The 20,865-nt window shown below is 69.9% G+C and carries 19 protein-coding genes; 5 read left to right on the plus strand and 14 right to left on the minus strand.

The genetic code is table 11. The features are described 5' to 3' along the window. Positions 1-484: 484 nt before the first annotated feature. The 3 genes from ABD156_RS27325 to ABD156_RS27335 are packed head-to-tail and all read right to left on the minus strand — an operon-like array spanning position 485 to position 2,897. Positions 485-1,687, minus strand: coding sequence for a sensor histidine kinase (locus tag ABD156_RS27325; RefSeq protein WP_344279675.1), 1,203 nt, complete (start codon positions 1,685-1,687; stop codon positions 485-487). Next, a complete protein-coding gene (cseB, locus tag ABD156_RS27330; protein WP_344279678.1) occupies positions 1,684-2,355 on the minus strand; it encodes a two-component system response regulator CseB in 672 nt (223 codons plus the stop codon). The genes ABD156_RS27325 and cseB overlap by 4 nt, the downstream gene beginning before the upstream one ends. 8 nt (positions 2,356-2,363) lie before the next feature. After that, entirely contained in the window at positions 2,364-2,897 is a 534-nt protein-coding gene (locus ABD156_RS27335) for a hypothetical protein (RefSeq protein ID WP_344279680.1), read from the minus strand. Positions 2,898-3,050: 153 nt separating this feature from the next. On the opposite strand from ABD156_RS27335, the gene ABD156_RS27340 reads away from it, so the two are divergent. Continuing rightward, positions 3,051-4,208, plus strand: a complete 1,158-nt coding sequence (locus tag ABD156_RS27340; RefSeq protein WP_344279683.1) for a DUF418 domain-containing protein — start codon at positions 3,051-3,053, stop codon at positions 4,206-4,208. A 3-nt stretch (positions 4,209-4,211) separates the two neighbouring features. On the opposite strand, the gene ABD156_RS27345 is transcribed toward ABD156_RS27340, so the two are convergent. From ABD156_RS27345 to iolC, 5 genes are read right to left on the minus strand one after another with little or no spacing between them, the layout of a single operon-like run. Beyond that, complete coding sequence (locus tag ABD156_RS27345) at positions 4,212-5,555, minus strand: MFS transporter (RefSeq protein ID WP_344279686.1); 1,344 nt, start codon at positions 5,553-5,555, stop codon at positions 4,212-4,214. A 43-nt stretch (positions 5,556-5,598) separates the two neighbouring features. Then, positions 5,599-7,458 carry a 3D-(3,5/4)-trihydroxycyclohexane-1,2-dione acylhydrolase (decyclizing) gene (gene iolD, locus ABD156_RS27350; RefSeq protein ID WP_344279689.1) on the minus strand — a complete coding sequence of 620 codons (1,860 nt, stop codon included), beginning with the start codon at positions 7,456-7,458 and terminating at the stop codon, positions 5,599-5,601. Continuing rightward, positions 7,455-8,261, minus strand: a complete 807-nt coding sequence (iolB, locus tag ABD156_RS27355) for a 5-deoxy-glucuronate isomerase (protein WP_344279692.1) — start codon at positions 8,259-8,261, stop codon at positions 7,455-7,457. Before iolB ends, iolD begins: the two co-directional genes overlap by 4 nt. Beyond that, on the minus strand, positions 8,258-9,124 hold the full coding sequence (locus ABD156_RS27360; RefSeq protein ID WP_344279695.1) for a Cgl0159 family (beta/alpha)8-fold protein: 867 nt from the start codon (positions 9,122-9,124) through the stop codon (positions 8,258-8,260). Before ABD156_RS27360 ends, iolB begins: the two co-directional genes overlap by 4 nt. Next, positions 9,121-10,068 carry a 5-dehydro-2-deoxygluconokinase gene (iolC, locus tag ABD156_RS27365; RefSeq protein ID WP_344279697.1) on the minus strand — a complete coding sequence of 316 codons (948 nt, stop codon included), beginning with the start codon at positions 10,066-10,068 and terminating at the stop codon, positions 9,121-9,123. The genes ABD156_RS27360 and iolC overlap by 4 nt, the downstream gene beginning before the upstream one ends. Positions 10,069-10,158: 90 nt before the next feature. On the opposite strand from iolC, the gene ABD156_RS27370 reads away from it, so the two are divergent. Then, positions 10,159-10,923: a GntR family transcriptional regulator gene (locus ABD156_RS27370; protein ID WP_344279700.1), complete on the plus strand. Its 765-nt coding sequence runs from the start codon at positions 10,159-10,161 to the stop codon at positions 10,921-10,923. A 32-nt stretch (positions 10,924-10,955) separates the two neighbouring features. Here the strand turns inward: ABD156_RS27370 and ABD156_RS27375 are convergent, their stop codons facing one another. Continuing rightward, positions 10,956-11,774 (minus strand): enoyl-CoA hydratase/isomerase family protein, encoded by an 819-nt coding sequence (locus ABD156_RS27375; RefSeq protein WP_344279703.1) that lies wholly within the window; start codon positions 11,772-11,774, stop codon positions 10,956-10,958. Between the two features lie 66 nt (positions 11,775-11,840). After that, entirely contained in the window at positions 11,841-12,716 is an 876-nt protein-coding gene (locus ABD156_RS27380; protein ID WP_344279705.1) for an HTD2 family dehydratase, read from the minus strand. Positions 12,717-12,947: 231 nt separating this feature from the next. On the opposite strand from ABD156_RS27380, the gene ABD156_RS27385 reads away from it, so the two are divergent. Further along, positions 12,948-13,625 (plus strand): GntR family transcriptional regulator, encoded by a 678-nt coding sequence (locus tag ABD156_RS27385; protein WP_344279708.1) that lies wholly within the window; start codon positions 12,948-12,950, stop codon positions 13,623-13,625. A gap of 9 nt (positions 13,626-13,634) precedes the next feature. On the opposite strand, the gene ABD156_RS27390 is transcribed toward ABD156_RS27385, so the two are convergent. Next, positions 13,635-16,418 (minus strand): FAD-binding and (Fe-S)-binding domain-containing protein, encoded by a 2,784-nt coding sequence (locus ABD156_RS27390; protein ID WP_344279711.1) that lies wholly within the window; start codon positions 16,416-16,418, stop codon positions 13,635-13,637. A 54-nt stretch (positions 16,419-16,472) separates the two neighbouring features. Here ABD156_RS27390 and ABD156_RS27395 point away from each other — a divergent pair, with 54 nt between their 5' ends. Together ABD156_RS27395 and ABD156_RS27400 are read left to right on the plus strand one after the other, a co-directional pair. Continuing rightward, on the plus strand, positions 16,473-17,261 hold the full coding sequence (locus ABD156_RS27395; protein ID WP_344279714.1) for a FadR/GntR family transcriptional regulator: 789 nt from the start codon (positions 16,473-16,475) through the stop codon (positions 17,259-17,261). Positions 17,262-17,266: 5 nt separating this feature from the next. After that, on the plus strand, positions 17,267-17,605 hold the full coding sequence (locus ABD156_RS27400; RefSeq protein ID WP_377926579.1) for a DUF3140 domain-containing protein: 339 nt from the start codon (positions 17,267-17,269) through the stop codon (positions 17,603-17,605). Between the two features lie 956 nt (positions 17,606-18,561). Here the strand turns inward: ABD156_RS27400 and ABD156_RS27405 are convergent. From ABD156_RS27405 to ABD156_RS27415, 3 genes are read right to left on the minus strand one after another with little or no spacing between them, the layout of a single operon-like run. After that, entirely contained in the window at positions 18,562-18,867 is a 306-nt protein-coding gene (locus ABD156_RS27405) for a MoaD/ThiS family protein (protein WP_275291770.1), read from the minus strand. Further along, positions 18,864-19,979: a WD40/YVTN/BNR-like repeat-containing protein gene (locus tag ABD156_RS27410; protein ID WP_344279721.1), complete on the minus strand. Its 1,116-nt coding sequence runs from the start codon at positions 19,977-19,979 to the stop codon at positions 18,864-18,866. The genes ABD156_RS27405 and ABD156_RS27410 overlap by 4 nt, the downstream gene beginning before the upstream one ends. Positions 19,980-20,011: 32 nt before the next feature. Next, complete coding sequence (locus ABD156_RS27415) at positions 20,012-20,809, minus strand: helix-turn-helix domain-containing protein (RefSeq protein ID WP_344279724.1); 798 nt, start codon at positions 20,807-20,809, stop codon at positions 20,012-20,014. Positions 20,810-20,865 lie beyond the last annotated feature (56 nt).

Consider the following 20,865-nt stretch of genomic DNA (forward strand, 5'->3'; position numbering starts at 1 on the left):
TCATCGTGCGAACCGGTGCGGAGGCGACCGGCTGGTGAGCAGCTTGTCATCCTGGACGGGGTTTGAGAAGGGCGACAACGGGACAGCTTCCGGGTCCGCGTTCCAGGGGCCCTCGCTGACTTTGATTCCGCCGCGGTTGTCTTCCCGGTCAACCATGGTTCGTGAGGGTTCCCCTCACGGCCCGCCGGTTCCGGCAATCGCGGCACTTCCCGTGCTCCGCCTTCCGGAGGGTTCGCTTCCCGCTCAGCCTCGGTTCGTGAGGGTTCGCCTCACGTAACCGGGGTGCGGTGGGGCCCCGCACCCCGAAGCTTGATTGTGCTGACGGTCTGGGGGTGCTTGTCAAGGCGGGAAAGATGCCTTGACAAGCACCCCCAGACCGCAGGGACGCTTCGTATCGGGGTGCAGGGCGGGGGCCGGGTGCCTCGATGGTTGGGTGCACCGGAGTCTGTGGGGATCGTGGTTCGTGAGGGTTCCCCTCACGGATTCAGAGTCCCTCAGGGTTCCCCTCACGGACCGGTAGCTCCGGCAAACGCAGCACTGCCTGTGCGCCGCCGTCGGGCAGGTTTTCGAACTTCAGTTCCGCCCCTAGCACTCGCGCTTGCGCGACTGCGATCGTCAATCCCAGCCCGTGTCCGCCGCTGCGGGCGTCTGTGCCGGTTCGGAATCGTGCGGGTCCTTCCCGGAGCAGGACTTCCGGATATCCGGGGCCTCGGTCGCTGACCACTACGCATCGGCCATCGACCTCGACCGTCACTGGCGCGGATCCGTGTTTGGCGGCGTTCGAGAGCAGGTTCGCCAGGATTCGTTCCAGCCGCCGGGGATCCGTCCGCACCTGGACCGCGCGAGGAGCCACCGCGTCTGGTACTCGGCGCCGCACGAATTCCGCCAGGTCGATCTCCGCCAGGTCTGCGCGCTCGGCGGCGGTGTCCAAGCGGGCCACCTCCAGTACGTCCTCCACCAGCGATCGTAGTGCGGCGACTCGGTCGCGGACTAGCTCGGCCGGGCGTCCGGGTGGCAGCAGTTCGGCGGCGGTTACCAGGCCGGTCACTGGGGTTCGCAGTTCGTGTGCGATGTCTGCGGTGACCCGTTGTTCCGCGGCCAAGCGCGCTTGCAGCGCGTCCGCCATCGCGTCGACAGCTTGGGCGAGATCGGCCGTTTCGTCTCGCGGACGCGGGCCGATTGCGTCGCGCACCCTCGCTGGCGCGCCGTTCGCGACGTCTCGGGCGGCGTCGGCGGCCCGTCGGAGCCGGCGTGCCATTCCGGCGCCGAGCACGACACCCAGCAGGGCACCGGCGACGGTCACGACTGCGGAACCGGCCAGCAGCTCCTGGTCCAAAGTGGCCAGTGCCTGAGTTTGCGACGCGTAGCTGGTTCGCACCGAGACGACGTGTCCGCCGGTTTCGGCGGCAGCCCACAGAACCGGACCGTCCAAATAGGTCGCTCGGTTGCCGCCGCGGACGGCGTCGCGCAGGGGAGCGGGCAGGGTCGGATCGTCGAATTGGCCGTCGACACCGGGGTTGCGCAGAAGCAGCTGGATCCATTCGTCCTGCGCATGACGCGCCTGCTCGGCTTGGGTGCGCGCGAATTGCTGGTGCACCAATAGACTCAACGTCACTGCTACCGCGGCCGACACGAGGGTCACCGCTGCGGTCAGCCGCCACCGCAGCGTGGCGGGGAAGAGTTTCACGGCTCGGCGCGGAGCTTGTATCCGAAGCCCCGCACAGTCTGCAGCCGTTCCTGGCCGATCTTCACGCGCAGCCGCTGCACGTGGACGTCGACCACTCGCGTATCGCCGCCCCAAGCGTAATCCCAGACGCTGGCCAGCAGCGTGTCCCGGCTGAGCACGATGCCGGGCGACTCGGCGAAACGCAGCAGCAGCCGCAGTTCCGTGGGGGTCAGGTCCACCGGCTGACCGGCCCGGCGCACGTCGAGCCCCGCGCGGTCGATTTCGAGGTCACCGAAGCGGACGAACGCGTCCTCCTCGGGCCCGGACCAGCCGCTTCGCCGCAGCACCGCCTGGATCCGGGCGATCAGCACCGCGGTGTCGAACGGCTTGGTGACGTAATCGTCGGCGCCGGCTTCGAGGCCGAGCACGACGTCGACCGCATCGTCGCGGGCGGAGACCATCAGCACCGGCGTCCGGCTTTCCTCGCGGATCCGCCGGCACAGGCTGACGCCGTTGAGCCCGGGCAACATGACGTCGAGCAACGCCACGTCCGGCGGCCGCGCGCGGAACTGGTCGAGCCCGGCGAGCCCGTCCGCGGCCGTCGAGACCCGGAACCCGGCGCGTTCGAGCGCGAGCTGCGTCGCCTCGCGGATCACGTCGTCGTCCTCGACGAGCAGTACCTGCGTCATGTCCCCTCTCACTCCGGCGAGAAACCGGTGCCGGTCCAGCGGTAGCGGGCCACCCCGTTGTTCGGCCCGGTCGCCGACATCGTGGCCAGCTGCCCGTCGAGCACGGTCAGCATGGCGCCGGAGTTCTCCAGCCTGAACAGCTGTTTCCCGCCGATGGTGTAGACGTAGCCGCCGAGGTACGCGCCGACCGGCACACCTGTCGCGCCGCTGCTGCCGGTGCCCGGGGCGCCGACCGCGCCGCACGGATAGACGTTCACCACGACGTCGACCTCGCCGGTCAGCTCGTGGTAGGCGGTGCTGACGGGATACGACCCGGCGGTCGGACCGTACGGACACGGCCGCAGCGCCGCCTTCGTCCTGGCGCTGACCGTCGGATCCGCGCGCAGCAGAGCGACCGCGTCGACGGTCGGGCCGCGCGGGTTGTTCGCCGGTGCCGGGGCTGCCTCCGCCGGTGGAGCCGGCCCGGCGACGCGCACACCGTCCACATCGGAGCAAGCGGTGAGCGACAACAGCGCAATCGCCGCGACCGCCGTCCTCCGCATGCTTCGCACAGTAGCCATTTTGCCTTCCGCACGCTGCTCGGGGAGCGCTGTTACAAAACCGATGGGTTTCCTCCGGCCGGCTGCGACGCGATTCCCGGCGGCCGGTGATCCGCCGTTCCTACCTTGGCGGGGAATCGACCAGGGAGGAGTCCGATGAGGACGGAAACGGTGCGGGACCCGGCGGAAACGCGGGTGCCGAAGGGACGGTTGCTGGGCGTGGACGCGGTCCGGGCGCTGGCGATCGTCGGGGTGTTCATCGAGCATTTCTTCGCGAGCGGCTGGCTCCACGGCGGACCGCCCCAGGCGGCCCCGGGGTTCCTGACCTGGCTGAACGTGCAGACGTCGTCCCGGGCGATGAGCCTGTTCGTGCTGCTGTTCGGGCTGTCCGCGGCGTTGATGACCGGCGGCGCGACCCCGGATGAGGGGAACGAGAAGTGGCGCGCCCGCGGCCGGCTCGCGGTCCGGGCGGTGGTGTTGTTCCTGCTCAGCCTGGCGATCGACGAGTACGGCATGTCGGTGATCGAGTACTACGCGGTGCTCCTGCTGCTTCTGCTGCCGCTTACCCGGCTGCGCGCGCGGACGTTGTTCGTTCTCTCCGGAATCGCCGTGCCCGCGATGACGCTTTACGCGTTCTGGGTGTTCAACGCCCATTCCGACTGGATGATGTCCGGGTCCGAAACGGCGAGCGGCCTCGCGATCTTCGGGCATCCCGAACAATGGGGCGAGTTCTTCAAGGGGATGGTGTTGTTCGGCGGCGGTTTCCAGGTCGCCTACGGCCTGCCTTTGGCATTGGCGGGAATGGCGATCGGCCGCCTCGACCTGCGCGCGCACCAGGTCCGGATCCGGTTGCTGTACACCGGGTTCGTGCTTGCCGCCGCGTCGATCCTCGGTTCGTGGATCGCCACCTATCCGCTGGGCGGAGCCGAAGCGATCGCGACGACCCCGCCGCCTGGGATGCCGTGGCAGGTGCTGCTGGCGATGCCGCCGGACGGATCGCTGTACGCCACCAGCCCGCTCGGCATCGTGCTCATGATCGGCGTCGCGATGGTGCTGCTCGGCGGGCTGCTGATCGCCTTGGACCGGCCGCTGGGCCGTCGTGCGCTGTGGCCGCTCGCCGCGGCCGGCGGAATGGCTTTTACCTGGTATGCGGCCCATTTCGCGGTCCTGAAGCTGGTGCCGAAGCCGTATTCGTTCGTGTTCCTGGTGACGGTGGTCGCGGTGATGCTGGCCGCGTCGGTGGCGTGGCGGCATTGGCGGCGGCGCGGTCCGCTGGAATGGCTGGTGCACCGGGCGACGCTGCTCGTGCCCTGAGGTTCAGCGGGCAGCGGCCAGTTCCCGGCGCCGGGTGGCCAGCAAAGTGCAGCCGACCGCCGCCGCGTAGCCGAGGGCGACCACCGTCAGAGGGACGCTCAGCGACATCGTCGAGCCCGCGGTGAGCAGGCTGCCGAGCACCGCGGTGCCCAACGCGCCTCCGGTCTGGCGAGCGGTGTTCAGGACGCCGCTCGCCAGCCCGGTGTGCTCCTCAGGCGGCGTCGACATCGCGACCGACGTCATCGCCGGCATCGCGATCGAGCAGCAGCACAGCACCACTCCGCCCGCCACCACCAGCGGCACCGAATCGGCCGTGGCCAGCAGGACCGCGCCGAGGCCGGCGAGGCTGAACCCGGTCAGCATCGGGACCCGGGGGCCGAACCGCGCGGTGAGCCGTCCGCTGGCAGTGGCCCCGATGCCGATCGCGATGGTGAGCGGCAGCGTCAGCATGCCGGTCGCGTAGGCGGACTGGTGGAGCGGGCCTTGGAGGAACAGCGACAGGCAGAGCAGGGTGCCGTAGAGGCAGAAATTGAAGAGCAGCCCGGCGGTGCTCGCGGCGGAGAACGGGCGCGACGAGAAGATCGCCAGCGGCAGCATCGGATCGCGGCGGCGTCGTTCGACCAGGAGGAACGCGAGCCCGGTCAGCAGGCCGGCGGCGATCAGCGGGACAGCCCAGCTCGACCGGCCGACCTGGATCAGCCCGCCGGCGAGCGCGGACAGCGCGACGGTGCCGAGGACCAGGCCGTACGGATCGAGGCGACGGTTCCGCTGCGGTGACTCGACGACATAACGGCAGGTCAGCGCGATAGCGAGCGCGGCGACCGGGAGGTTGACCCAGAAGATCGCCCGCCAGTCGGCCAGCGCGATGAGCACGCCGCCGGCCACCGGGCCGGTCGCGAGGCCGATGGCCGCGATGCCGCCCCACAGGCCGAGCGCGTGCGCCCGCGCTCGCGGTTCGGGGAACTGCCGCACGATCAGCGCGAGCGAGCATGGCAACAAGGCGGCCGCACCGACACCCTGCAGCGTGCGCGCGACGATCAGCACCGAGATGGTCGGTGCCAGCGAACACAGCGCGGACCCGACCCCGAACACGACGGTCCCCAGGACGCACACCCGCCGCGAGCCGTAGCGGTCGCCGAGCGAGCCCGCGGTGAGCATGCCCGCGGCCAGCGCGATGGTGTAGCTCGCGATCACCCATTGCTCACCGCCCAGCCCGCCGCCGAGGTCGCGCCGGATCGCTTCGACGGCGACGTTCACCACGGTCGCGTCGAGCTGGACGATGAAAAACGGCAGGCAGAGCGCGATCAGTGCCAGTCGTTGCCTGCGTGCGGAGTTCGTTGCGGTCACGGGACAAGGGTGACCCGGGAATGGTTCGGTGCGGGCCGAAGCGTCAGAGGTAGTGCCGTTGGTTCCGCTTCTCTTCGGCGTAAGTCTCGTAAGCCGCGCTCGTCGAGTCCAAATCGGACACTTCGCTCACCGGAACCTCCCACCACGCCGACCCGGGCGGATTGGGCGCGAGCGGATCCGTCTCCACGTGCACCACTGTCGTCACTGGATTCGCCTTGGCCTGCTTCACAGCCGCCCGGAACTCGTCCACAGTGGACGCGCGCAGCACAGTCGCGCCGAGGCTCGCCGCATTGGCCGCGAGGTCGACCGGAAGCACGTCGCCCTCCAGCAAACCGTTCTCGGCGCGATACCGGTAAGACGTGCCGAACCGTTGCGAGCCCAATGATTCCGAGAGCGACCCGATCGAGGCGAACCCGTGATTCTGCACCAGCACGATGATCACCTTGAGCCGTTCGGCGATCAGCGTGACGATCTCCTGCGCCATCATCAGATACGAACCGTCGCCGACGAGCACGACGACTTCCCGCTCCGGCGCGGCCAGCTTCACTCCGACGCCCGCGGCGATCTCGTATCCCATGCAGGAGTAGGCGTATTCCACGTGGTACGCCTTGGGGTCTCTGGCCCGCCACAGCATCTGCAGATCGCCGGGCATGGAACCGGCGGCGTTGAGCACGACGTCGCTGTCGTCGAGCGTGCGGTTGAGCGCGCCGAGGATCTCGCTTTGCGCGGGCAGGGGAGCGTGACCGAGGTCGAAACAGGCGTCGGCGGTGCGGTTCCAGTCGTCGGCGAGTTGCCGGGTCCGCGCGCGGCGGGCGTCGGGGACCTGCCAGCCGGACAGCGCGGTCGACAAGGCTTCCAGGCCGCGCCGGGCGTCGGCGACCACCATCTCGGCGGAGTGTTTCGCGGCGTCGAACCGGGCGACGTTGAGGTTCACGAACCGCACGTCCGGGTTGCCGAAGATGGTGTGCGAGGCGGTGGTGAAATCGCTGTAACGAGTGCCGATTCCCAGGACGACATCGGCTTCCGCGGCCAGCGCGTTCGCGGCGGAAGTGCCGGTGGAGCCGAGACCGCCGACCGCGCACCGGTGGTCCCACGGCACCGCGCCCTTGCCCGCGTGGGTGTCCGCCACGGGGATCCCGGTCGCGGAGGCGAACGCGCGCAGCTCCGGCCAGGCTTCGGAGTACACGACACCGCCGCCCGCGACGATCAGCGGTGCTTTCGCGGAACGCAGCAGTTCAGCGGCGCGGGCCAAGGCTTCTGGTGCGGGAACCGGGCGGTCGATGTGCCAGACGCGGCGGCGGAAGAAGTCCTCCGGCCAGTCGTAGGCCTCCGCCTGGACGTCTTGCGGCAGCGCAAGCGTGACGGCGCCGGTCTCCACCGGATCGGTCAGCACGCGCATCGCGGCGAGCGCGGCCGGCATCAGCTGTTCGGGCCGGGTGATCCGGTCGAAGTACTTGGAGACCGGACGGAAGGTGTCGTTCACCGAGACGTCGCCGTAGCGTGCGTCTTCCAATTGCTGCAGCACGGGATCCGGGCCCCGGCCGGCGAAAACGTCGCTCGGCAGCAACAGCACGGGAAGCCGGTTCGTGGTGGCGAGCGCGGCGCCGGTGATCATGTTCGTGGACCCGGGGCCGGTGGACGCGGTGCAGGCGAACGCCTGGAGCCGGTTGCGCATTTTCGCGAACGCGGTCGCGGCGTGCACCTGGCCTTGTTCGTTGCGCGCGAGGTAGTAGGGGAGGTCGCCGGTGTGCGCGGCCTGCAGCAGGGCCTGGCCGAGCCCGGCGACGTTGCCGTGGCCGAAAATCCCGAAGCAGCCCGGGATCAGCCGGTGTTCGACGCCGTCGCGTTCGGAATACTGGTTGGCGAGGAAGCGCACCAGGGCTTGTGCGGTGGTCAGCCTCATCGTGCGCCTCCGAACGGCAGCCGCGGGTCGACGGCCTGGGATTCCCAGGTCTGGCGCACCCAGGCGTGGGCGGGGTCGTCGCAGATCAGCCACGCTCGTTCGGGTCCGGGACCGGCCATCACGTTCAGGTAGTAGAGGTCGTAGCCGGGGGCGGCCATGGACGGCCCGTGCCAGCCGTGCGGAATCAGCACGACGTCGCCGCTGCGGACCTCTTCCAGGACGTCGATCGGGCGCTCGTCAGTGCCGTAAACGCGCTGGTAGCCCATGCCGCCGCCGGCGACCTCGAAGTAGTAGATCTCCTCGAGTTCGCTTTCGCCCTCGCGTGCCTCGTCGTGCTTGTGCGGCGGGTAGGACGACCAGTTTCCGCCCGGCGTAAGCACTTCGCAGACGAGCAACTGGTCGGCGTCGAAGGTGTGCGGGAGGCAGTAGTTGTTGACCTGGCGACTGCAGTTTCCCGCGCCGCGCAGCTCAGTAGGCACGTCCTTAGCCGGGCCGTATCGGGCGGGCAGCCGCTTCGAGGTTTTCGCCGACGGCAGGGCGAATCGACCTCGGCCGGTCACCGTTGCTTCGGCATCCCTTGGCAGGTACGCGAAATCGGCGACCGCGTCGAATACGCCGGTGCGACCGGTCAGCTCGAACTTCGCACCGTCGACCGACACCGTGCAACTGCCGGACAACGGAAGCACGAGCGTTTCCGCGTCGCCGGTGGAGAAAGTTTCGGTGCCGTCGAGTTCCAGCACGCGCAGACCGGAGTAACCCCATCCGGCTGATTCGGGAGTGATGACAAGGCTGAACTGGCTCACAACAACCCCACCGCCGTATCGACCGCCTTGGCCACGTCGCCGTCGTGCGGATAGAGCAGCGACCGCCCGACCACCAAACCCTGCACCGTCGGCAACGCCAGCGCCTCCTGCCAGGAAGCGAACGCCGCGTCCGGATCGGTCACCTCGCCGCCGAGCAGCACAGCGGGCAGCGTCGAGGCGGCCAGCACCCGCTCCATCTCGGCGACTACCGGCAGCTTCAGCCAGGTGTAGGCCGACGTGCGGCCGAGCCCGGACGCGATCGTGATGGACCGGATCACCGCCTCGGGGGAGAGGTCGTTCTTGATCTTCCCGTCGATCCAGCCGGACAGGAACGGTTCGACCATCGCGAGCAGCTTCCGCTCTGCGAGCGAGTCGATGGCCTTCGCGGTGTTCTCCAGGACGCTCGGCGTCGCCGGGTCCTCAAGGCAGATCCGGGTGAGCATCTTGCCGCCGTCGAACCGCATCCGGGCGATGGTTTCCGCGTCGTAGCAGGCGAACCGGTCGTCGATCTCGAAACTCGACCCGGCCAGCCCGGTGCGGTTCATCGACCCGAGCACGGTCTTGCCGTCCAGCACGCCGAGGAGCAGCAGGTCGTCGATCACGTCCGACGTCGCGAGCACGCCGGTGACGCCCGGGCGTTCCAGCGCGAGACACAGCCGCTCCAGCAACTCGCCGCGATCGGCCATCGCCAGCGGATCAGCGCCGACCGCGTTCGCGCCTCGGGCAGGATGATCGGCCGCGATGATCAGCGCCGCGCCCTTGTCGTTGAACGGCGATTTCGCCCGCAACCGCGCGGCGGCCGCCTCGGCGATCGCGTCCGGATCGTGCACGCGTTTGGCGACGATCCTTTCGACGGTGTTCATTCGGTGCCTCCGAGCCTGCGCAGTACCTGGTCTTCCGTCGGCATCGCGTCCGAGCAGGCGAGTTCCCCGGCGACGTGCGCGCCCGCGGCGTTCGCGAACCGCATGATCCGCTCGATGCCCCAGCCGGACAACAGCCCGTGCACCAACGCGCCACCGAACGCGTCACCCGCGCCGAGGCCGTTGACGACCTCCACCGGCACCGGCGGCACCTCCACCTCGCCGGTGTCGTCCACCGCGAGCACGCCCTTCGGTCCCTGCTTCACCACTGCTAGCGAGATACCGTTGTCCCGTAACGCTTTCGCTGCTTCCCTCGGCTCACGCACAGCCACCGCGGTATCGCATTCGTCGAGATTGCCGACCGCGACCGTCGCGTGTCCCAGCGCCTTGCCGGCCCATTCGCGCGCCTGCTCGCGGGACTCCCAGAACATCGGCCGGTAGTCGAGGTCGAGGACGGTGATTCCCTTGCGGCCACGGGCTTCCAGCGCGGCGAGCGTGGCCGAGCGGCTCGGTTCCTGCGACAGCCCGGTCACCGTCGCCCAGAAGACTGTCGCCGAACGGATCGCGTCGAAATCCAGGTCGCCGACCGAGATGTCGAGGTCCGGCGCCTTCGGGAAACGGTAGAAGTAGAGCGGGAAATCGTCTGGCGGGAAGACCTCGCAGAACGTGACCGGTGTCGGCAGCCGCGGCGAGGCGCCGACGAACCGGGCGTCCACGCCGTATCCGGCGAGCGCGCGGCGCAGGAACCGGCCGAACGGATCGTCGCCGGTTTTCGTGATCACCGCGCTGCGACGGCCGTACCGGGCGGCGGCGACCGCGACGTTGGTCGCGCTGCCGCCGAGGTATTTGCCGAACGAGGTGACGTCCTCCAAGCCGACGCCGGTCTGGAGCGGGTAGAGGTCCACCCCGATCCGGCCCATCGTGACGAGGTCGAACCCCGTGGTCATCGCGTCCTCCTCGCAGGCTGTGCTCCGACCGTGCCCCGCGCCCGAGGACTTTGTCAAGACATATGGACATACGCGGGGTAGGCTGCGGCGATGAGCACCAGTCCGGCCTGGGACCCGGTCCGCGGGATCGCGGTGGACCCGGCGAGCCCCGAGCCGCTGTACTTCCAGGTCGCGCGCCAATTGCACGCCGCGATCGACGACGGCCGCCTCCCCGCGGGCTCCCGGCTGGCGAACGAACTCGACCTCGCGGCGGGGCTGCGGCTGTCGAGGCCGACGGTGCGGCAGGCGATCCAGTCGCTGGTCAACCAGGGTCTACTGGTGCGCAAACGCGGCGTCGGCACCCAGGTGGTGCGCACGAAGGTCGCCCGGCCGCTGCGCCTGAGCAGCCTCTTCGACGACCTCGCCGGACTGGGCGAGACGCCGTCGTCGCGGGTGCTGGTCAACCGCGTCGAACCGGCCGACGCCGAGACCGCCGCTGTGCTGGAGGCTCCCGAGCTGAAGCAAGTGCGCCGGTTGAAGCGGATCCGCTGCACGGGAGGCGAACCGCTGGCGGTCATGAACAATTGCCTCCCGGACGGCATTCTCGACGTCGATGACGACGAATTGCGTTCGCAGGGGCTCTATCAGCTGCTACGGCAGGCGGGGATCCGGCTGCATTCGGCGCAGCAGAGCATCGGCGCGCGGCTGGCGACCGAGGAAGACGCGGCGCAGTTGGAAGAATCGCCCGGTGCGGCGTTGTTGACGATGCAGCGCACGACATACGACGAAACGGGCCGGGTGGTCGAATACGGCTGGCACGTTTACCGGGCGTCGCGGTATTCGTTCAATCTGCCGCTGACGCACGGTCCGCAGTAGAAGGTTCCCCGCGGACCGCCTCGTCTGCTTGGTCAGTCTGCCTGGTCGTGCACGCGGGTGAAGTCCGGCTTCCGCCGTTCGCGGTGCGAGGCGAGCCCTTCGCGGACCTCCGGACCGGCGAAACCGTAGAACTCCAGCGCCAGCGAGGAGTCGAAGATCGCCCCGGCGAGCTGCCGGTACCAGAGGTTGAGGCTCTGCTTCGTCCAGCGGATCGCGTTCGGCGCGCCATTCGCGAGTTCGTGCGCGATCTCCCGTGCGGTCGGCAGCAGCCCGGCCTCCTCCTCGACGCACAGCGACACGAGCCCGATCCGCTCGGCCTCCGCGCCGGTCATCGGACGGCAGGTCATCAAGTAGTACTTGGCTTTCGCCATCCCGCACAGCAGTGGCCAGCACACCGCCGCGTGGTCGCCTGCCGCCACGCCGAGCCGGGTGTGGCCGTCGATGATCTTGGCGTTCGCGGCGGCCACCGAGATGTCCGACAGCAGCCCGGCGACCAGGCCCGCGCCAACCGCCGGGCCGTGGATCGCGGAGACGGTCGGCTTCGAGCAGTCGATGACGTTGTAGACCAGGTCGCGGGCCTCGCGCATGGTCCGCGAACGGGCCTCGAAGTCGTTCGCCAGCTTCTCGACCAGGTCGAACGACCCGCCCGCGGAGAAACCCTTGCCCTCGCCGCGCAGCAGGACCGCTTTGACGTCGGGGTCGCGGTCGAATTCGCGCCAGATGTCGGCGAGTTCGCCGTGCGCGTCCTCGCTGACCGCGTTGAGATGCGGCGCGTCGAGGACGAGTTCGATGACGCCGTCCTCGTCCGGTCCGTCGACCCGCAGGTTCTCGAACTGCGCGTAGCGGCTCATTCAGCTTCCCTCCGTCGTCCGGAACACCTGCGCCACCTTGCCATCGCTGCGGACACGGCCGCCAGATCACGTGCCTTCTTCGGACAGTTCGACGGCGAGGCTGGTGCTCGGGCCGGAGGGGCCGAGCAGGTCGAGCGCGACCGAACGGGCACCGGGGCTCGCCCGCAGTTGCGCGGGCTGTCCGCAGAACAGCGGGGCCTGGTTGCGGTGGCTGATCCGGCGCACCCGGGAGGCGGGGGAGTCGAGCCGCAGCACCTCGGCCAGCGCCAGCGACATCAACGGGCCGTGCACGACCAGGCCGGGATAGCCCTCGACCCGGGTGGCGTACGGCCAGTCGTAGTGGATGCGGTGCGCGTTCGCGGTGGCCGCGGAGAACCGCATCAGCAGCGTCGGATCGGTGACGAATTCCCAGCTCTGCCCGTCGGTGCGGCGGAACGGCGACCCCACTGGCTCGAGTGCGGCGGCGGTTTCCGGGACCGCTGGCGCGGCGGGCGGCCCGGCCTCGCGGTAGAGCAGGTCCTGGCGCTCCTCGACGTACGGCGTTCCGTCCATTCCGGACAGTTCCGTGCGCACCTGGACGACCACCAGTTTCCCGGAACGGCCGGGCTTTTCGGTGACCGAGTCCACAATGGATCTTCGGCGGACGGTCTCGCCGACCTTCGGCGCGCGGTGCGCCACGACCTCGCCGCCGGCGAACATCCGCCGCGGCAGGTCGACCGGCGGCAGGAAACCGCCGCGCACCGGATGGCCGTCGAGGCCGAGCCGCGACGACACCGGCCAGCGCGCGAGCGCGACCCAATGCCACAGCGGCGGCAGGTCGTCGCCTGTTTCCGGCGCGGGAAGCCCGTTGTCGAACAACGCCGCCAGCGCGGCGACCGGGCCGGGTTCGAGCACTTCTTCGCTGGTGACGGCGTACGGTTCCCAGGCTTCCGGTGCGGACATGGGTTCCTCGGGTCTCGTTTCAGGGCGAGGCAGTCGGGCTGAATACTTTATCAGGACTGATCCGGTATTTCGCTCGGTTCGGTGCGGGCGCGAGGCACGGTCCGTTCGGGTTCATGCAGCATCTGGCCACTTTTGACCGGCCAGGTCGGGATGGTCGGTGGTGGGCTTGAGCAGAGCGGCTTATGTAATACTTTATCTGGACAACCATCCGCCAGAGGGGAGGCCGGGGCGATGCCCGAAACCACGGGCGCGGGACTGCGCCGCAGCGGTCCGGCGAACCTGAAAGCGCTGGCCGCGCACGAGATCCGGCGACGGGTCTTCTCCGGCCAATTGCGCGCCGGGGCGAAGATCGACCAGGAGGCGCTGGCGGACGAACTCGGGATCAGCAAGCTGCCCGTCCGGGAAGCGTTGATCACGCTCGACCACGAGGGCGTGGTGGAGCACATCGCCCGCCGCGGCGCGTTCGTGGCGCGGATGACGCGCGACGACATCCGGGATCACTACCGGGTGTTCGGCCTCGTTTCCGGTCTGGCGGCGGAGCGCGCGGCGAAGAACCTTTCGCCGGAAAGCCTGCAGGCATTGCACGATCTGGCGGACCGGATGGAGTCCGGAGTGGACCGCGGCGAGCAGGAACGGCTGAACTTCGAGTTCCACCGGAGGATCAACTACGCCGCCGATTCGCGCCGCCTGGTCTCGATCCTGGGCATCCTCGCGAAATCGGTGACGCACGGGTTCTACGAGGCACACGAGGACTGGCCGGAAAAGGCGCACGACGACCACCGGAAGATCCTGAACGCGCTCAGCGCCCGGTCGGCTTCGCGGGCTCGGTCCATTGTGGAGAAACACTTCTCGGACGGCGGCGAGCGCGCGGTCTCCTTGCTGGAGAAGCAGGGCTTCTGGGACAACTGATCCCTGGCGTCAGCGCCGCTTCAGCAACTGTGCCAAGTGGACACCGCGCACTCCGGCCAGCTGATCGGCTTGCGTCCGGCAGGAGAAACCGTCGGCGAGGAAGACCGCGTCCGGGTTGTCGCGCAGGGCCGGAAGCAACGCATTCTCCGCCACCGCGACGGAAACGTCGTAGTGCCCGCGTTCCATGCCGAAGTTTCCGGCCAGGCCGCAGCATCCGGCGAGAGTGTGCAGTTCCGCACCGGTAGCGGCGAGCAGGGCTTGGTCGGCCTCGAAGCCCATCACCGAATGATGGTGGCAATGCGGCTGCGCGACCACTTTGACGCCGGACAGGTCGGGTGCTTGCCAGCCGGGTGTCTTGGCGAGGAGTTCAGAGAGCGTCGTGACGGCGGCGGAGACCGATTTCGCGTCCGGATCGCCGGGGAACAGATCGAGCAGATCGGACCGCAGGACGGCGGTGCACGACGGCTCGACGCCGACGATCGGGAGCCCGGCCTGCACATAGGGGCGCAGCGTGTGCACGAGATCGCGGAGCTTCCGGCGGGCGGTGTCGAGCTGGCCGGTGGTGATCCAGGTGAGCCCGCAGCACGGCCGCCGCGGCGGGACGAGCACGCGGTACCCCGCGTCGGCGAGCACGGCCGCGACCGCTTCGGCGACCTCGGTGTCCATGCCGTCGGAGAAGGAATCCGCCCACAGCACGACTTCCGGCCCCTGCTCGCGAATCCTTCGCCGGGACCGGGTGAACGAGCGGCGGGCGAACCTCGGCGCTCGGCGACGAGTGTCCACTCCGGACAGTGCTAACAGGACCTTCTCGACCGGGCGGAGCGACATCAGGGCGTTGACGACGAGGGGGCCGAGCACCGGGATCCGGTGCAGCAGGCGGATCCAGTCCGGCAACCGGCCCAGGGTGTAATGCGAAACGGGGCGGATCTTGTGCCGGTATTTCCGGTGCAGTGCTTCGGATTTGTACTGTGCCAGGTCCACTCCGGCCGGACAGTCGCTGCCGCAGGCCTTGCAGGACAAGCAAAGATCGAGCGATTCGTGCACCGCGTCGTCCGACCATCCCGACACCAGCGAGCCGTTCGCGACCTCCTGCAGCACGCGGGCGCGTCCGCGAGTGCTGTCCTTCTCGTCGCGGGTGGCGAGATAGGACGGGCACATGAAGCCGCCGGCCGCCCGGTTGTCGGCGCGGCATTTCCCGACTCCGACGCAGCGGTGCACGGCGCGGGTGAAGTCGCCGCCGTCGTGGGAGAAGGAGAATCCGCCCGCGACGACCGGAAGCGGATGTGCTTGCGGGCGGCGAAGATCCGCGTCGAGCGGATGAGGCCGGACGACGATGCCCGGGTTGAGGAGGTCGTCGGGATCGAAGAGGTCTTTGACCGCGCTGAACAGTTCGATCGTCTCGGCCGAGTACATCTTCGGCAGCAGTTCGCCGCGTGCCCGGCCGTCGCCGTGCTCGCCGGAGAACGAGCCGCCGTAACCGACGACCAGATCCGCGGCGGCTGTCATGAACGCGCGGAACACAGACGCGTCCCGTTCGAGCGGCAGCCCGAGCCGGACGTGCACGCAGCCGTCGCCGAAGTGGCCGTACGGGAGTCCTTCGAGGCCGTATTCGTCCAGGAGAGCGTCGAAATCCCGCAGATACGCGCCGAGCCGTTCGGGCGGGACGGCGGCGTCCTCCCAGCCTGGCCACGCCTGCTCGCCGGTGGGAGTCCGGCCTGCGAGTCCGGCTCCGTCCTCGCGGATCCGCCACATCGCGGCGGCCTCGGCTCCTTGCGTCAGCACGACGTGATCGAGTGCTTGGGAGTCTTTGACGAGACGCTCGGCGTTGTAGCGGGCCTCGGTTTCGGTCTCGCCGCCGACTTCGATCATCAGCCAGCCGCCGCCGTCCGGAAGCGCGGGCACGTTGCCGCGATGGTGGCGCACGAGGTCGACCAGCCGTGCGTCGAGCCCTTCGACAGCCAGCGGCCGGTGCGGCAACAGCCCGGGCACGACGTCGCCAGCCGTCGCCATGTCCGGGTAGCCGAGCACGACCAGCAGCCGCGCGGGGGAGATGTCGACCAGGTCGACGGTCGCTTCCAGCGTGACCGCCAGGGTGCCTTCGGTTCCGACCAGCGCGCGGGCGAGGGAGCGGCCGTTCTCCGGCAGCAGGTGCTCGAGCGAGTAGCCGGAGACCTGCCGGCTGAACCGGCCGAATTCGGTGCGCAGCAAGCTGAGCCGGGTGTCGATCAGTTCGGCGAGGCCCGGCACCGCGCCGGACGGACCGGCGGTGAACTGCCGTCCGGTGCCGTCGACCACGCTCAGCTCGCGAACGTTGTCCGCGGTCCGGCCGTAGGCGATCGCGTGCGGCCCGCAGGCGTTGTTGCCGATCATGCCGCCGAGCGTCGCGCGGGCGTGCGTGGACGGGTCGGGACCGAAGCGCAGCCCGTGCGGCGCGGCGGCGCGCTGGAGGTCGGCGAGAACGACGCCGGGCTGGACGACCGCGGTCCGCGCCCTCGGGTCGAGGTCGACAATGCGGTGGAGATGCCGCGAAAAGTCGACGACCACGCCCGGCCCGATCGCGTTGCCCGCGACCGACGTGCCCCCGCCGCGGCTGGTCAGGGGAACGCCGTGGCGGCGGGCGATCTCGAGGGTCGCGAGAACGTCCTCGGTTTCCCTCGGCAGGATGACAACCTGCGGGACGACGCGGTAATTGGACGCGTCCGCGGCGTACTCGGCGCGACGGCGGACGTCGGCGTGGACCTCGCCGCGGAGGTTCGCGCGGAGGTCGGCGAGCAGATCGGTTTCGGTGGGCATCCCGGCCTGAATTTAGGTGTTTGAAACAGTGCCGTCAATCCGTACGCTGGCGCGATGACCTCGGGACGGAGGGGACCGCCGCCGGAACTGGCCCGGGTGCGGCGGGTGAGCGTGGTGGATTCGCTGGTCGAAGAGATGACCCGCAAAATCCTCGGCGGCGAATGGCCTCCCGGGACCGCGCTCCCGTCGCTGCGGCACTTCGCGGCGTCGGCCGGGGTGTCGATGCTGACCGTCCGAGAGGCAGTCCGGACGCTGCAGGCGCGCGGCTGGGTCGAGACGCGCCAGGGCGTCGGAACGTTCGTGCTGGAACCCTCGGCGACCCGGTTCGTCCCGTGGCAGCTGGGCGCTTCGGACGCGGCGGAGTATCGCGAGCTGGTCGAGGCCAGGGAAGCGATCGAATCGACCATCATCGCCCTGGCCGCCCGCCGCCGGACCGCCGCCGAGCTGGCGGTCTTGACGGATTTGGTCGACCGGATGGCTGTGGTTCTGACCGACCGGGACCGTTTCCTGGAGGCGGACGCGGCTTTCCACGTCGCGCTGGCCGAAGCCGCGCACAACCGGATCCTGCTGCGCAGCATGCTCGCGATCCGGGTCCCGCTGCGCCGCCTGATGGCCGACCGGCTCCTCGAAGAACTCACCGAACACGGCGACCTTTCCCGGTCGTGGGAGGACCACCGGGCAATCGCGTCGGCGGTCCGGGCCGGGGTTCCGGAGCCAGGATGCGCCGCACTGGCGCGCATCGCCGCGCGGGCCCGGTCCTATGTGTCCTATGTGGACTCGACACTGCCGGGTTTGCCCTCGCGCGGTCCGGGTAACCGGGCCACCGACGACTCCGGGAGGTGATCGAGGTGGCCGCGCACGTGGACGACGACCTGTGGACGGAATTCCACCGGGTGGTGAACATGACCTCGCGGGAGCTGGCGGACTGGCTGCGCACCCGCGAGGCTGGCCCGGAAACCGAACCGCTCCCGGACCAGGCGGGGCCTGCTACCGGCCGTCAGGTGCTGTCGATCCTGGGCAAACGCCGGTCGGATGTGAACGAGCGTGATGTCGAGGTGATGCGCGATGTGGTGGACCGGGTGCACGCCTCGCGCCGGGATGATCTGGAACCGGTGGCGGGGGACGCGGGCTGGCGGCAGGGGCTGATGTCGCTGGGGCACGACCCGGTGAAACCGGTGCGGGACTGATCCTGCCTGGGTTCGACGGGATGGCTGGCTGTGCGGGTCGGGTCTGGGTTGGTGGAGCGGGGACGGACCGTTCGGGCTGGGCGAGTTCCGTCGTGGTTGGGCGGCGTTGGTTCTTTCGGATCGCTTCGACGTTGCGTTCGGTGCGTGGGATGCACCGAACGCCGCATTGGGTACCTCAAGCCACAGTGGGCACCCTGACCAGCGAAACCTGTTGGCGCTCGGCGGGACGGGCTTGGCTCGGCCGGTCTGCTGGGCCGGGCCAGGATTTGCGGCAACCGGCCCTGGCGGCAGCGGGTCTGGCGCTAGGGGAGCTGGCGGGGTCTGGCTCTGGCAGCAGTGGGCTTTGGTGGCTGAGGGACCTGGCGGGATCCGGCCCTGGCAGGGGTGAGCTTTGTTGCCCGGGAGAGCTGGCGGGGTCCGGCTCGGGTGGGCACGCTCGGGCTCGGTGCGAGAGGCTTGAGCGCGTTAGGCCTGGCGCAAGGGGCCAGCCGTGCCCAATTCGGCGTCGATCGGTGACCGGCCTCGGCGGTAGCGGCTTTGGTGCCCGTGGGAGCTGGCGGGGGTCCGGCTCGGGTGGGCCGCTCGGGCTCGGTGCGAGGGGCTTGAGCGAGTTGGGCCTGGCGCGAGTGGCTAGCCGTGCCCGGCTGGGCGGCGACTGGCTTCGGCGGAAGCGGCTCCGGTGCCAGGGAACCCGGCAAGACCCGGCCCGACACGCGTAAACCCCCGGCCTTGGCGCGCCCCGGGACGCGCTCGGGCTCGGCGCGAGGGGCTTCAGTCCGCTGGGCTGGCGCGAGCGGTCAGCCGTGCCCAGTTCGGCGGCGACCGGCCTCGGCGGAAACAGCTCCGGTCCCAAGGAACCCGGCAGACCCGGCCCAACACGCGTAAGCCCGGGGCCTCGGTGCGCCCCCGGGACGCACCGAGGCTCGGGGTTCTTCCCCTCGGCCGGTGGTTCTTGGTCAGCCGCCCGCCATGGCTCCGATGATCAGGAACGGTTCGGCTCCGGACAGGACCGGGGCGGGCAGGGCGGTGTCCGGGGCGGTGTTCGACAGGTCTTCCTCGCAGGCGAAGAACCGGACGAACGCCCGGCGTTTTCCGGTGGTCGTGTCGCGGACTGTGCCGCGCAGCTGGGGGTAGGCGTGTTCCAGTGCGTCCAGCAGGGCGTCCCGCGTCGGCGGGTCCTCGACCGGCAGCTGGATCTCTCCCTCGACCTTCGCCAGGCGGCGCAGGTGCGTGGGCAGCTTGACGCGGACGACGGTGGTCATCGCAGGGTCTGCACCTCGACCGAGCACACCGCGGGCAGGTCGCGGACGATCGGGGCCCAGCTTTCGCCCGCGTCGTTCGACGCGTAGACCTGGCCGCCGGTGGTGCCGAAGTAGATGCCTGCATCGTCGAGGGAGTCGACGGCCATCGCGTCGCGCAGGATGTTCACGTAGCAGTTTTCTTGCGGCAGGCCGTGGGTGAGCGGTTCCCATTCGTCGCCGCCGGTGCGGCTGCGGTACACGCGCAGCTTGCCCTCCGGCGGATAGTGCTCCGAATCGCTGCGGATCGGGACCACGTACACCGTTTCCGGTTCGTGCGGGTGCACCGCGATCGGGAAACCGAAGTCGCTCGGCAGGTTGCCGCTGATCTCGCGCCAGCTGTCGCCCGCGTCGTCCGAGCGCATCACGTCCCAGTGCTTCTGCATGAACAGCACGTTGGGCCGCGACGGGTGCAAGGCGATGCGGTGCACGCAGTGGCCGACCTCGGCGTCCGGGTCCGGGATGCCCTCGGAGTGCAGGCCGCGGTTGATCGGCTGCCAGGTTTCGCCGCTGTCGTCGCTGCGGAACGCTCCCGCGGCGGAGATCGCGGTGAACATCCGCTTCGAGTTCCGCGGATCGAGGATGATCGTGTGCAGGCACAGCCCGCCCGCGCCCGGCTGCCAGCCCGGTCCGGACGTGTGCTTGCGCAGCCCGGTGAGCTCCCGCCAGCTCTTCCCGCCGTCGGTGCTGCGGTACAGCGCCGCGTCCTGCGCGCCCGCGTACACCGTGTCCGGGTCGGTCAGCGACGGCTCCAGGTGCCAGATCCGCGTGAACTCCCACGGCTTCGGCGTTCCGTCGTACCAGAGGTGCTCGCCCGCGCCGCCCTCGTAGACGAACTCGTGGTCGACCTGGTTCCAGGTCTTCCCGCCGTCGTCGGAGCGCTGGATCAGCTGCCCGAACCACGACGTGGACTGCGACGCGTACAGCCGGTCCGGGTCCGCGGGCGAGCCGGCGAGGTGGTAGACCTCCCAGCCGCCGAAGTGCGGGCCGTCGACCTCCCAGCGCGTGCGGCCCTCGTCCGAGGTGAGGATGAACGCGCCCTTGCGGGTGCCGACCAATACTCGAACTCCAGGCATGCTTTCTCCCTGACAACGGGCTGTGACCTGGTTCAACCTAATCTCGCCAGCCGGGAGCCGCCTCTCCATTCTTGCGCTCCCTCCGACGCCAGCGGCGGCAGCGCGACCAGGACCGGAGGCGACCACGCGGGCGCGACGTCCAGCCGGACGTCCTGGCGCAGCGGCACCGGCCCGGCCCGGATCCGCACCGGGCGCGCGGCCGACCCGACCGCCTGCACGCTCGGCGCGAGCTGCGCGCGCGGATCGCCCGCCGACGGCAGCGCGCAGGCCAGCAGCCGGTAGACGCCGGGCGGGACGTCGACGAGCGTGAACTCCAGGTCCGGCCCGAGCAGCGAGCCGCTGACCGGGACGCCGCGCGCCGACGACCCGGCGAACAGCCCGACGTACACCGCGGGCGCCCCGTCGAGCGCGGCGACCGCGGCCGGGCTCAGCAGCGCGCGGCCGGTGACCGCCCCGCCCGCGCAGTCCGGGCCCGCCACCCGCACCGGTTCCGGCGGGTGCTCGGCGAGGAGGCCGGGCAGCAGCCGGAACCGGTGCGGGCTCACCCCGACCGCCGCGGTGAAGCGCGTGGTGAAGGTGCCCGGCGCGGAGAACCCGACCTCGTGGCAGATGTCGACCACCTTCTCGCCGGTGTCCAGCAGCAGCTCCTTGGCGAGCTGGAACCGTTGCGCGGCAAGGAATTTCCCCGGCGGCAGGCCGATCTCCCGCTCGAACGCGCGCGCCAGGTGGAACGGGCTGTACCGGACGTGGTCGGCCACGTCCTCGAGCGTGAGCTGCCGGGTGCGTCCGGCGGCCAGGAACCTCGCCGCCTCGAGCACGGCGTCCCGCATGTGCACACCTCCTCGATGTGCGGTCATGGTAAATCGGGGGACCGACAATTCCGGGT

Origin of the sequence: Amycolatopsis albidoflavus (assembly GCF_039525725.1) — a bacterium.
GTDB classification, from domain to species: domain Bacteria; phylum Actinomycetota; class Actinomycetes; order Mycobacteriales; family Pseudonocardiaceae; genus Amycolatopsis; species Amycolatopsis albidoflava.